We start from the raw sequence: 12,125 nt of genomic DNA, 5'->3' as shown, positions 1-12,125 counted from the left end.
GGCCCGCAGAGCGCGAACCGGTCGGCCGCTCCGGCCGGACCGCCCGCGGCCGCCGCCCCGGCACAGGTCGCGCCGGCCGCGCCTCCGGCCGCCGGGTCCGCACAGTCGGCCGCCCCGGCGCAGGTCGCACCGGTCGCGCCCGCCCAGCCCGCGCCCGCCCCCGGGCGTCCGCTGGCGGGCCGGGCCTCCGGCCGCTGCATCGGCGTGCTGGGCGGGAAGGGCGTCGACGGAGCCCAGTTGGAGCTCCAGGACTGCAACGGATCGGCCTGGCAGGCCTGGGACTTCCGGGCGGACGGTTCGGTCCGCTCGCTGGGCCTCTGCATGGACGTGGCCTGGGCCTCGGTGGCCAACGGCGCCGCCATCCAGCTGGTGAACTGCAACGGGGGGCCGGCCCAGCGCTTCGTGCTGAGCGGGGCCGGGGACCTGGTGAACCCGCAGGCCGACAAGTGCGTCGACGCCAAGGACCAGGGCACCGCGAGCGGCACCCGGCTCCAGCTCTGGAACTGCGCGGGCACCGCCAACCAGAAGTGGTCCCTCCGCTGACAGCGGCTCACCCCGCCCCGCGGGCCGCCGCCGGAGCCCCTCGGGTGCCCCCCCGGCGGCGGCCCGCGGCACGCGACGGCAGGTCGGGGTGCAGCCACCCGGCGCGGACCGGCCGACGGCGCCCCCGGACCGGACTGGACCTGGGAGGGGAGTTCACGGCAATATGGTCTAGACCTCTCTATGTAGCTCCAGGAATGGTGGGCCCGTATGGAAATCGTGATCGTCCCCGACGCCGCCGCAGGCGGCGAGCTCATCGCCGCGGCGATCGCCGATCTCCTGTCCGCCAAGCCCGACGCCCTGCTCGGCGTCGCCACCGGCTCCACCCCGCTGCCGATCTACCAGGCGCTGGCCGCCCGCGTCCGGGCCGCGACGCTGGACGCCTCCCGCGCCCGGATCTGCCAGCTGGACGAGTACGTCGGCCTGCCGGCCGGCCACCCCGAGTCCTACCGCTCGGTGGTGCTGCGCGAGGTCGTCGAGCCGCTCGGCCTCACCGAGGCGTCCTTCCTCGGCCCGGACGGCAACGCGCCGGACATCGCCGCCGCCGCCATCGCCTACGACCGCGCGCTCGCCGAGGCCGGCGGCGTGGACCTGCAGCTGCTGGGCATCGGCACCGACGGGCACATCGGCTTCAACGAGCCGTGCTCCTCCCTCGCCTCGCGCACCCGCATCAAGACCCTCACCCGGCAGACCCGCGAGGACAACGCCCGCTTCTTCGACAGCCTGGACGAAGTCCCGCACCACGTGATCACCCAGGGCATCGGGACCATCCTGGAGGCCCGCCACCTGGTGCTGCTCGCCACCGGCGAGGCGAAGGCGGAGGCCGTCGCCCTCGCCGTCGAGGGCCCGCTGTCCGCCGCCGTCCCCGCCTCGGCGCTCCAGCTGCACCCGCACGCCACCGTCGTGGTGGACGAGGCGGCCGCCTCCGGCCTCAAGCTCGCCGACTACTTCCGCGACACCTACGCGGCCAAGCCCGCCTGGCAGGGGCTCTGACCGTCACGCTCCGACGCCGGGCCCGGGCGGGCCCGGCACGGACGGTCCCACCACCCGACGCGGGTGCTCCGCAGCCCCGAGCTGCCGGAGCGCCCGCGTCGGCGTTGTGCTCAGGCCGACGCCGCCCGGCGGTCGGCCACCTCGGGATCCCGGCCACTGCCCTGCGCGAGCACCGGCAGGGCGTCCCAGTCCGACGGCCCGGTCGGGACCCCCCGGTGGATCACGTAGTGGTGGGCCGCCATCGCGGTGTCCCGGCCCGGCAGGGCGTCCACCACCGCACGGTGGACCGCGAGCGGGGTGAGCTCCGCCGGCCGGTCGGGCGCCGTGACCGCGGTGGCCACCCGGGCGACCAGCCGGCCGTCGACCAGGTCCACCCGCACGGCCGCGCCCTCTCCCAGCACCTCCCCCAGCACCTCCGCGAACAACCCGCGCACGGCGTCCAGGTCGATCCAGGACCCGTCCACCTGCCGCCAGTCACCCTCCCGGACGCCGGGGCGGATCCCGGTCAGCGCACCCAGCCCGGCCAGCGGCACCGGGCCGAGCGCGGCCGCCTTCACCGTCGCCAGCAGTCCGCGCACGAACTCCTCCAGCTCGGTCCGGTCCAGCACCTGCGGGCAGGCGAGCAGCGCGAGTTCGAGCTGGCCGTTGACCCGCAGGATGTTGAACATCAGCCGGACCGGCACCCGCTGGTCGGGGAACCAGCTGATCTCCGGATCGGCCACCGGCGCCGGCCGCGCGTCGGAGGCCGACTCGGGGATGGTCAGGCTGAGGTCGTTCACCACCACGTGCCGGGCGTACCGGGAGCCGCGCAGATGGGCGACGTCGTCGATCATCTCCCAGATCCGCGCGGCGTCGAAGGTGCTGTGCCAGTAACCCGCCAGCGAGGCCGCCTTGGTGTGGCCGATCAGCTCGTCCAGGTCGTCCAGGCCCGCGTCGACGGCCAGGAAGGCGTCCTGGGCCAGGGTGCCGACGTAGTCGGCCATCACCGGCCGGTGCCGGTTGGCCGACAGGGCGGCGATCACCAGCCCGGGTTGCGCCGCACGCTGCGCGACCAGTGCGGCGAAGGCGGCCAGCAGCACCACCGACGGGCTCGCACCGGTCCGCAGTGAGGCGGCCGCGAGATCCGCCGCCGCCGCGCGGGAGCGCAGGATCAGGGTGGAGACCACGTCCGGCGGCGCCGTGATCCGCGAGTCGGCGAACACGGCCTGCGGACTGGTCCGCAGGATCCGCTCCCAGTGCCGCAGCGAGGCGGTCGCCCGGCGGCGGCCCAGCGAGGTGCTCTCGAACTCGGCGACCTCCAGCGGTGTGCGCGCGGTGGAGGGCCGCAGTTCCCTGCCCGCCGCGAGCAGCAGCCACTCCTGGATGAGCAGCGCGGTGGCGGCGCCGTCCGCACCGGAGTGGCAGACCACCACCGCCAGCCGGACGGGTCGGCCCGCCGAGGTCACCAGGGTGCAGCGGAGCGGGAAGTCCACGCCGAGGTCGAAGGCGACCGCGTTGTCGGCGCGCGCCAACTCGTCGGCGAACCGGTCGAGTCCGGGCTCGTCAAGGGGCCCGGCCTCGACCACCCGCACGGTGAACTCGCCCTCCGCCAGCAGCTTCTGGCCGATGGGGAAGCCGTCCGGGCCGGGCGGGAAGACGGTCCGCAGCGAGGCGTGCCGTTCGGCCAGGGTCCGCAGGGCCGCGAGCGCCGCCGGGAGGTCCGTGCCCGGCGGCACCGGCCAGACGGCCTCCTTGTTGATCTGCTCGGGATCGTCCCGCAGGATGCAGCGGATCATGTTGTCCTGGCCCAGGGTGAGCGGCCCCGAGCCTTCGGCCCCGCCGCTGTAGCGGACGGTCATCCGCCCGGTGGCTGTCACGTCGTACGCGTCCTTCGGCTGGCCCGACTGGGCGGGTGTGGACCGGGCGCCGTCGGCATCCCGGGGCTACGGTGCTGATCTGCGGCGACCGCCGCCGGCGCCGGCTCAGCTGCCGCCGGTGACGGCGGCGATCACGGAGTCCGGCCACTGCGAGGGGCGCGGGCCGTGGGCGTGCAGCAGGGCGAGCACGATCCGCTCGATCCCGAAGGCCGTGCAGGCGGTGTTGCCCGGGGCGCCCTCGCTGGTGAAGCCGAAGACCTCACCGAAGTGGTCCTTGTGGAAGTTCGCCGAGGCGATCGCCTGGACCAGGCCGTCGGCCACCGGCACCCGCAGTTCGTACTTCAACTCCTGCGCCCGCTGGGCCGCCTGGAACAGCCGCCGGGTCGGCCCGAAGAAGGGGTCGTCGGCCACCTCGACCTCCACCTTCAGCGACATCCCCCGCAGCCAGCCGGCCACCGCCTCCAGCCAGTCGGCGCGCCAGCTCAGGCAGTGCGCCTCGGTTCCCGCGGTGACCAGCTCGACCATCCGGAAGCTGCGCAGCCGGCCGGGCTCGCTGGTCGCCTCCTGCCGGAAGCACTGCCCCTCCACCGCGAACCGTTCGGGCTGCGCCAACTCCTTGCCGGCCAGGCCTGCATAGACCGGGTAGCAGGCGGCCGGCAGCAGCACCAGATCGCTCGCCCGCTGCTCGGAGTCCCAGGCACCGCCCTCGACGGCGTGCGGCGCCAGCTCCTTCCACTGGGCCGGCGTACCGGTGAAACTGTGCACCGTACCGAGCAGTTGGGGGAAGGCCTTGACGTAGCCGGCCCGCTCGACCAGGGCCCGCGGGACGACCGGCGGGATCGCCACCCGGGGGAACCGCTCGGCCGCCGCCAGGGTGTCGATCCCCTGGCGGAGCAGGCCGACCACGGCCTCGAACGGCGCCGGGTACAGCTGCACACCGGGCGCCCCGGTGGGGATCGGTGCGGCCTCGCCCTCGGGGATCGTGAGATGCGTGTTCGTCATGTCCTGCTCTCCATCATCGGTTCGGAGCCTGCGGGCATCGAAGCCTGCGGGGATCGGCGCGTACGGGTACCGACGCCTGTGGGAGGGGTCAGCGGCGGTCGGCGTCAGGGGTCCAACGCCTGCGGCGGACCTCGAACGGCCGGTCGCCCTCCACCGCGACGGCGGCGCGGAACGGCCCCGGCACCGGCACGTCCCGGATCCAGCACGGCCCGGGGTCCAGCGCTCCGGCGTCCGGCAGCCGCAGCGGGGCCGGGCCGGCCAGCGGCAGGCCCAGGCCCTGGGCCAGCCGGCCGCCGTACACCTTGACGCAGGCCTCGCGACGGCACCAGAGGCGGGCGAAGCGCTCCGCCCTGGCGCCGGGCGAGCGGGCCGCCGCCACGAACCGCACGTCCCCGTCGGGGAAGTAACGGCCGGCCACCCGGGCCGCCACCCGCTCGTCCCGGATCTCCTCCACGTCGGCGCCGACCCGGCGGCCCTCGGCCAGGGCCAGCACGGCGAGCGCGCCGGAGGCCGAGTAGCTGATCTGCAGCCGCGGCCCGGTCGCGCCGTCGTCGGTCACCGGCTCCGGTTTGCCGTGCGGGCCGCGCCGCCAGGCCAGTTCGGCCGGGGCGGCGCCGAGCCGCTCGGCGGTGAGCAGCCGCACCACGCCGTGGACCACGGTGAAGCGGTCGGTCCTGACCTGGTCCCGGCCCGCGCCGGCCCGGTCGAGCTCGGTGCGGTCGAGCAGGTCCCGCAGGCGGCGGACGACCGGCGCCGGCTGGTCGGTCCTGATCACCCACAGGTCCACCCGGTCGGCGCCGGCGGCCTCGACCACAGCCGCCGGGACGGTTCCGGTCGCGCTGCCGGCGGCCGGGGGCCGGGTACCGGCGGCCGACGATGCGCCCGGCTCGGCGCCGCCGGTCATGGCCCCACCCCGGCCGGGAGGGTCAGGGTGCTGAGCCGGCCGAGCCGCCGGTCGAAGTCGGCCACCAGCACCGGCCGGTGCTCGGCCCGCCAGTGCGGGAGCCGTTCGGCCAGGGCCGTCCAGACGCCGGTCAGCGGCTGTCCGGTGCGGCCCGCGACCGTCCGACCGGGTACGGGGTCGCCGTCCGCGGGCCGGGAGTCGGGCGGGCCCTCGCCGGCGCCGGGTGCTGAGCCGACGTCAGTGGGAGCAGATCCGAAGCCGGCGAGGTCGAGGTCCACGGCAGTGAGGTCGGGGCCGAGGACGACGGCCGCCGCCGGTCCCAGCGCCGCCCGTTCGGCGCGGACCAGCGCCGGAGCGGGATCCGCCGGCCGGCCGGAGGACTGGCGCACCCGGATCCCCGCACCGTCGGTCGCCTCGCAGACCAGCAGGACGGCGCAGTGCCGGACCGGCAGTGCCACCGGCAGGGCCGGACCGTAGTGCAGGTGCGCCGTCTCCATCACCAGGACGACCGCCCGGCGGCAGGCACCCGTGCGGGTGTAGTCGGTGGCGATCCGCAACGCGGTGAACGCGGCGGCCGAGCCCTGGTCGCAGACGGCGAAGGCCAGCGGCGAGCCCGGGCAGAACCGGCTGAGGTGGACGGCGGTGGAGCGGCCGGGCCGCACGTCCGGGGAGGAGAAGGCGAGGATCAGCAGGTCGACGTCCTCGCCGTCGGGCAACGCGTCCCGCAGCAGGCTCTCGGCCATCTCCCCGTAGGAGTGGCCGACGCCCTGCCGCAGCAGGTCCTCCCGCAGCGGCACGCCGTAGGGGCGGGCCAGGTCGCCCACGAAGACCCGCAGGTCCGGGTCGAGCGAGGTCTCCGACCTGCCGTCGAAGTCCCTGGTCAGCATCCTGGCGAGGCGCAGACCGGGCCCGGTCGGGCCGCCCGCCCGGACGGCGCCCGGGGCGGGGGCGGTCGCGGCGGGCATCCGGTCAGTCCTCGGAGATGACGTGTCCGGCGACGAAGTCGGCCAGGCTGGCGACCGAGCGCAGGTCGTCCTCGCCGATCTCCTCCACGTCGACATGGATGTCGAGGGACTCCTCCAGTTCGAGGATGAGTTCCAGGGTGCCGGCGGAGGTCAGCCCGAGGTCGTCGAAGAGGCAGGCGTTCTCCGGTACCTCCGCGAGCTCGCGCTTCAGTACGCGCGGCAGCAGGTCGCCGATGCTTCGGAGGACCTGGCCGCGCAGTTCGGCGTCGGATCGTAGCGCGGAGTCTGACATGGGTATCCCGTCCCGTCGTGCGTGAGAGTGGACTGGTTCGAGGGCCGGCCCGGCCGCGGCCCGGTGGTCGCGGGCAGGGGCGGGGAGCGCCCGGGCGACGGCCGGCGCACCCGCGGGTAGGCGTCGCTGACGGAGCGTCAGTGGATGACGGCCATGGCCGAGAAGGTGGCTCCGATGCCGGCGGCGGCGATCAGGTAGCGGTCACCACGCCGGAGCAGGCCCCGTGTGGTGGCGGTGTGGAGATTGATGAAGGCGTCCGCAGCGAAACTGTGCCCGACCGATGGCACGTTGTCCAGCACCACCCTGTCGATCGGATAGCCGATGCGACGGCAGATCGCCCGCCAGGAGACCTGGTTGACGTTGTGCGGAAGCATCAGCGCGATGTCCGACAGGTCTAGTCCTGCCTGGTCGAGGGCGGCACCGATCGCCTCGGCCATCACCTCCGGGTACTCCCGCTGGTAGCGCACCAGGAGTTCCGGATTCTCGGCGAGTCGACCGTCGAACTCGGGCCGCTGGCGGACGGCGTAGGAGAGCACCCGGTCGCGCTCGCCCTCGGCCCGGACCAGGCAGGCCGCCGCGCCCTCGCCGAACAGGGACGTCTCCGGCACCAGCTGGGCGTCCCTGGTGAAGGTCTTCTCCCCGGCCACGATGAGCGCCAGGGCGTCGGGGTCCGGCTCGCCCGCCAGCAGCCGGCCGGCCAGGTCGACCGCCAGCAGCCCCACCGCGCAGGCGTGGTGGGTCACGGTGAAGGCGTTGGCGTGCGCGAGGCCGAACCGGTCCAGCAGTTGGTGCAGCGGGTTCAGCGGGTAGGGCGCGGCCACCGGCATGCTCCGTGCGTGCAGCACGAACCGGACGCGGTGTTCACGTCCGCGCAGCTCCGGCAGCGCCTCCAACGCGCCGGTCAGCAGGTCGAGCAGCGTCCCGTCCGGATCCAGGCGCACCTGGTCCAGTCCGTGGAAGCGGCGGAAGAGTCGAAGTTGACGTGGGGTCAGGCCGATCCGGTCCCCTACCGCCTCGATGGGCTCGGCATGACGGGGAAGGTGGACGGCCACTGCCTCCAGTGCGGTCACCCGGGCTAGTATTCCGACGCCCGGCGGGTCGCACAAGTGATCACCCGCCGTAGTCGCAGTCACCGCCCCCGTGCCGTCGAGCAGGTGGAGCCCCCGATGCCGAATCCCGAACCGCCCGCCGCCCCCGCCCCGGAGCAGGGCCCCGCGGTGCACCCCGAACTGGTCGCACTGCTGGTGGCGGCCGCCGAAGCACCCCCCGAGTGGGCCGCACTGGTCACCCCGCAGGCCCGGCTGGACGGCGACCTGATGCTGGACGAGTGCGAACTCGCCGCCCTCGCCGCCCTGCTGCGGGAGCGGTTCGGCTCCGGGGCCGATCTCGCGGCGCTCCGCGCCGGGTGCGACCTGGACCGGCTGGAAGCGCTCACCGTGGCCGAGCTGGAGCAGGCGCTGCTGCCCGGGCGGGTGCCGGCATGAGCCGCTTCCTGCTGGTCGTCCCCCCGCTGACCGGACACGTCAACCCGGTCGTCGGCATCGCCCGGGAGCTCGCGGCACGCGGGCACGAGGTCGCCTGGACGGGCTCGGAGGCCGTCCTGCGGCCCCTGCTCGGCCCCGCCGAGCAGGTGTTCGGCACCGGCAGCCGGTTGTTCCGGGCCCAGGGCGGGCACGGCCTCGCCGCGCTGCGCTCGCTCTGGGAGGGATTCATCGTCCCGTACGCGCGGTTCACCGCGAAGCCGCTCGACGGGGTGGTCCGGGAGTTCCGACCCGACGTGCTGCTGGTGGACCAGCACACCCCGGCCGGCGCGCTGGTCGCTCACCGGCACGGCCTGCGCTGGGCCTCCCTGGCGCCCGGCGCGATGGAACTGGGCCGCCCGCTGCGGGCGTTGCCGCAGGTCGAGGCCTGGATGCTCGGCCTGCTCGGCGAGCTCTGGCGGCGGGCCGGCCTGCCGCCGGAGGAGTTCACCGACCCGAGGTTCTCCCCCGACCTCGTGCTGGCCCTGACCGGCGCCGCGCTCACCGGCCCCGAGCCCCTCCCGGAGCAGTACGCCCTGGTGGGGCCGGTCCTCGCCGAGCGGCCGGCCGATCCGGGGTTCCCCTGGGAGCGGCTGGACCGGGGCCGCCGCAAGGTCCTGGTCAGCATGGGCACGCTGGCCGGCGACGTCGGTACGGACTTCCACGCCCGGGCGGTGCGGGCGCTGGAGCTCTGCGGCCCCGACGTCCAGGCGGTGATCGCCGCACCGCGCGCCCTGCTGCCCGAGCTGCCGGCGCATGCGGTGGCCGTGGACCGGGCGCCCGTGCTGGAGCTGATGTCCCGCGGCGTGCTCGACGCGGTGCTCTGCCATGCCGGGATGAACACCGTGGGCGAGGCCCTGGTGCACGGGATTCCGCTGGTGGTGGCCCCGATCCGGCACGACCAGCCGTTCGTCGCGGCCCAGGTGGTGGCGGCCGGCGCGGGCGTCCGGGTGCCCTTCCCCCGGGTGGCCCCGGACGCGTTGGCCGCGGCGCTGCGGACCGTGCTGGACGGAACCGCCCATCGTGAGGCGGCCGTTCGGGTCGGCGCCGGACTGCGCGCCGGCGGCGGCGCCCGCCGGGCGGCGGACCACCTGGAGGCACTGGCCGGTGCCGGGCCGAGCGCGTGACCGCAGCCCGGCGCCGGCACTGACAGACGATCAAATTCCGTTTCCATTGGTCTAGGCCATTGTTTCCGAGGTGCCGGAGACCCTAGGGTGGCGCGCAGCACCGCTTCCCAGGTGCCCCAGCAAGCCATCCCCTCCCGGGAGTTCTGGTTGATCGAGACCAAGGGACTGCGCAAGTCCTATCCGTCCCGGAAACGCGGCCAGGCCGCACCCGTCGACGCCGTCCGCGGCATCGACCTGGACGTGGCGGCAGGTGAGATCTTCGGCTTCCTCGGCCCCAACGGCGCCGGGAAGACCACCACCCTGCGCATGCTCGCCACCCTGATCAGGCCGGACGGCGGCGCCGCCACCATCGCCGGCGCCGACCTGCTCACCGACCCCGGCGAGGTCCGGCGCCGGATCGGCTACGTCGCCCAGGGCGGCGGCACCGCCGACGCCGTCAGCGCCCGCGAGGAGCTGGTGCTGCAGGCCCGGATGTACGGCATCGGCAAGGCCGAGGCCGGGCAGCGCACCGAGGCCGCCCTCAAGGCCTTCGACCTCACCGACTTCGCCGACCGCCCCTGCAGCACCTACTCCGGCGGCCAGCGCCGCCGGGTCGACATCGCCCTCGGGGTGATCCACGAACCGAAGGTGCTGTTCCTGGACGAGCCGACCGTCGGACTCGACCCGCCCGGCCGCAGCCAGGTCTGGGACGAGATCCGGCGCCTGCGCGCCGAGGGCATGACCGTCTTCGTGACCACCCACTACCTCGACGAGGCCGACGCCCTGTGCGACCGGGTCGCGATCATCGACCAGGGCGGGACGGTGGCCGAGGGCACGCCGGAGGATCTCAAGCGGGAGATCGCCGGCGACGTGGTCCTGGTCGGCCTGGAGAGCGGCGACGGCAGCCCCGATCGGGCCCAGCGGGCGGCCGACGCCCTGCGCGCCGAGCCCTACCTGCACCGACTGGAACTCCAGGACGAGGACGGCCTGCGGCTGTACGTGGAGAACGGCGCGGCCGCGATCCCGCAGCTGCTGCGGACCCTGGACGGCGCGGGTGTGGTCCCCGGCACCGTCCAGCTGCAGCGGCCCAGCCTGGACGACGTGTTCCTGGCCCGGACCGGGCGCTCGCTCAAGCAGGCCTGACCGCCGACGGTCGTCCCGTGCGGCCCGGCGGCGCGCCCGCCCGCTCGGGCCCGTCCGTCCGCCCGGGCCCCACGTTTCCACGCGCCGCCGCGGCCGCTCCACCGCCGCGCGCCCCGACCGCGCACGCATCCCCACCGCCATGCATCCCCACCGCCATGCACCCCGACCGCCACGCACCCCGACCGCCACGCAGCCCGACCGAGGCAGGGACACGTTGAAGCTCGCCCGCGACACCTGGCTGGTCTTCCAGCGGCAACTGCTGCTGATGGCCCGCACCCCGGTCTGGATCGCCGTCGGCGTGATCCAGCCGCTCTTCTACCTGCTGCTGTTCGCGCCACTGCTCAAGCCGGTGTTCGCCCCGATGGGGGCCACCACCTACGCCGAGACGTACCAGATCTACGTACCGGGCCTGCTGGCCGTGCTGGTCATCTTCGGCGGCCTGTTCACCGGCTTCAGCCTGCTCGGCGAACTGCGGGCCGGGATCATCGAGCGCTCGCGGGTCACCCCGGTGAGCCGGCTGGCCCTGCTGCTCGGCCGGGCCCTGCGGGAGGTGGTGGCGCTGCTCGTCCAGGCCGTCATCATCACCCTGCTGGCCCTGCCGTTCGGCCTCCAGGTGCGCCCGCTGGACCTGCTGCTCGCCTATCTGCTGCTCGCCCTGCTGGCCCTGATGACCTCCGCCATCTCGTACGGCATCGCGCTGCTGGTGCCCAGCGACTCGGCGCTGGCGCCGGTGGTGAACACCATCGCGCAGCCGATCGCCCTGCTCTCCGGGGTGCTGCTGCCGCTGGCCCTGGCACCGCACTGGCTGCAGGCCGCGGCCCACTGGAACCCCTTCTACTGGGCGGTGGAGGGCATGCGGGCGTTGTTCTCCGGGCACCTCGGCGACAACGCGGTGTGGCAGAGCCTGCTGATCGTGGCCGCGATGACGGTGGCCGCCGTGTTCTGGTCGGCCCGGCTGTTCTCCTCCCGGGTGCGGTGAGCCGACGGGACGGCGACGGGGCCGGTCGGCGTCCGGATGTGACCTGGGCCATCCCGACCGCTCCGACGGCACGCGCGGCGATCGGCGGTGCGTGCGGAGCCCGTCACGCCGGGTCGACAATGTGGCCGAGCTCACCCGCCGAACGCGGTGACCGGCGCCACATCCGGGGGTCGGCGAGGGTGCGCAGCCGCGTAACCACGGGGCCCCGGAAGCCCGAATACCGCCGGTAACAAAGCCCTGAGCTGGGCCTTTCCTTCGAAACCTTGATGCCGGCCGACGAGGTCCGTAACTTCGAAACCAGTGCGGCGAGCACAACGGCCACTCGGCCGGAACCCGCACTCCCCCGTCACGACCGGGCCCCACCGGGCCTGATCACCCATGCCCCCGCCGGGGCGCCCCGAAAGGACCGTGCATGATCTTCCGTAACGAGACCGCCGCTGCCACCAAGACCACCGTCAAGCGCAACCGGGTGCGGACGGCTCTGATGGCGGGTGCCGTGCTGGCCCTGCCGGTGGCCGGCCTCGTCACGGCCAACTCGGCGTCCGCGGCGCCGCTGTCGACCTGGGACAAGGTCGCGCAGTGCGAGGCGACGGGCAACTGGGCGATCAACTCGGGCAACGGCTTCTACGGCGGCCTGCAGTTCACCTCGTCCACCTGGGCGGCGTTCGGCGGCACCGCGTACGCCCCGCAGGCGCACCAGGCCACCAAGGCGCAGCAGATCGCCATCGGCGAGAAGGTCCTCGCCTCGCAGGGCCCCGGCGCCTGGCCGGTCTGCTCGGTGAAGGCCGGCCTCACCAAGTAACACCCGCGGTCGGCAACACGGCA

13 protein-coding genes are annotated in these 12,125 nt (G+C 74.7%); 7 read left to right on the top strand and 6 right to left on the bottom strand.

Annotated elements, in window-relative coordinates; translation table 11 throughout:
- The coding region (locus tag ACFTWP_RS33165) for a ricin-type beta-trefoil lectin domain protein (protein WP_380268685.1) at positions 1–543 on the top strand (543 nt) is incomplete at its 5' end.
- Between the two features lie 207 nt (positions 544–750).
- The gene (locus ACFTWP_RS33160; RefSeq protein WP_380268684.1) at positions 751–1,533 is read left to right on the top strand and encodes a glucosamine-6-phosphate deaminase; all 783 of its coding nucleotides are present in this window, start codon (positions 751–753) and stop codon (positions 1,531–1,533) included.
- 110 nt (positions 1,534–1,643) lie between these two features.
- Here the strand turns inward: ACFTWP_RS33160 and ACFTWP_RS33155 are convergent, their stop codons facing one another.
- From ACFTWP_RS33155 to ACFTWP_RS33130, 6 genes are all read right to left on the bottom strand, one after another.
- Positions 1,644–3,389, bottom strand: a complete 1,746-nt coding sequence (locus ACFTWP_RS33155) for a condensation domain-containing protein (protein WP_380268683.1) — start codon at positions 3,387–3,389, stop codon at positions 1,644–1,646.
- Positions 3,390–3,494: 105 nt separating this feature from the next.
- Positions 3,495–4,391 (bottom strand): hypothetical protein, encoded by an 897-nt coding sequence (locus ACFTWP_RS33150; RefSeq protein WP_380268682.1) that lies wholly within the window; start codon positions 4,389–4,391, stop codon positions 3,495–3,497.
- A gap of 88 nt (positions 4,392–4,479) precedes the next feature.
- Complete coding sequence (locus tag ACFTWP_RS33145) at positions 4,480–5,295, bottom strand: 4'-phosphopantetheinyl transferase family protein (RefSeq protein WP_380268681.1); 816 nt, start codon at positions 5,293–5,295, stop codon at positions 4,480–4,482.
- Positions 5,292–6,260, bottom strand: coding sequence for a hypothetical protein (locus tag ACFTWP_RS33140; protein ID WP_380268679.1), 969 nt, complete (start codon positions 6,258–6,260; stop codon positions 5,292–5,294). The genes ACFTWP_RS33145 and ACFTWP_RS33140 overlap by 4 nt, the downstream gene beginning before the upstream one ends.
- Before the next feature lie 4 nt (positions 6,261–6,264).
- On the bottom strand, positions 6,265–6,552 hold the full coding sequence (locus tag ACFTWP_RS33135; RefSeq protein ID WP_380268678.1) for a phosphopantetheine-binding protein: 288 nt from the start codon (positions 6,550–6,552) through the stop codon (positions 6,265–6,267).
- 137 nt (positions 6,553–6,689) lie between these two features.
- Complete coding sequence (locus tag ACFTWP_RS33130; RefSeq protein ID WP_380268677.1) at positions 6,690–7,622, bottom strand: 3-oxoacyl-[acyl-carrier-protein] synthase III C-terminal domain-containing protein; 933 nt, start codon at positions 7,620–7,622, stop codon at positions 6,690–6,692.
- Between the two features lie 96 nt (positions 7,623–7,718).
- On the opposite strand from ACFTWP_RS33130, the gene ACFTWP_RS33125 reads away from it, so the two are divergent.
- From ACFTWP_RS33125 to ACFTWP_RS33105, 5 genes are all read left to right on the top strand, one after another.
- Positions 7,719–8,036 (top strand): hypothetical protein, encoded by a 318-nt coding sequence (locus tag ACFTWP_RS33125; RefSeq protein ID WP_380268676.1) that lies wholly within the window; start codon positions 7,719–7,721, stop codon positions 8,034–8,036.
- On the top strand, positions 8,033–9,199 hold the full coding sequence (locus ACFTWP_RS33120; protein WP_380268675.1) for a glycosyltransferase: 1,167 nt from the start codon (positions 8,033–8,035) through the stop codon (positions 9,197–9,199). The genes ACFTWP_RS33125 and ACFTWP_RS33120 overlap by 4 nt, the downstream gene beginning before the upstream one ends.
- A gap of 111 nt (positions 9,200–9,310) precedes the next feature.
- Positions 9,311–10,321, top strand: a complete 1,011-nt coding sequence (locus ACFTWP_RS33115; RefSeq protein WP_380268674.1) for an ATP-binding cassette domain-containing protein — start codon at positions 9,311–9,313, stop codon at positions 10,319–10,321.
- Positions 10,322–10,535: 214 nt separating this feature from the next.
- Complete coding sequence (locus ACFTWP_RS33110; protein WP_380268673.1) at positions 10,536–11,300, top strand: ABC transporter permease; 765 nt, start codon at positions 10,536–10,538, stop codon at positions 11,298–11,300.
- Between the two features lie 412 nt (positions 11,301–11,712).
- Positions 11,713–12,102 carry a transglycosylase family protein gene (locus ACFTWP_RS33105; RefSeq protein WP_380268672.1) on the top strand — a complete coding sequence of 130 codons (390 nt, stop codon included), beginning with the start codon at positions 11,713–11,715 and terminating at the stop codon, positions 12,100–12,102.
- Positions 12,103–12,125 lie beyond the last annotated feature (23 nt).

The organism is Kitasatospora sp. NPDC057015, from assembly GCF_042673745.1.
GTDB lineage: Bacteria > Actinomycetota > Actinomycetes > Streptomycetales > Streptomycetaceae > Kitasatospora.
The sequence above is the reverse complement of the archived record's forward strand: the minus strand, read 5'-3'. Positions and strand labels throughout refer to the sequence as shown.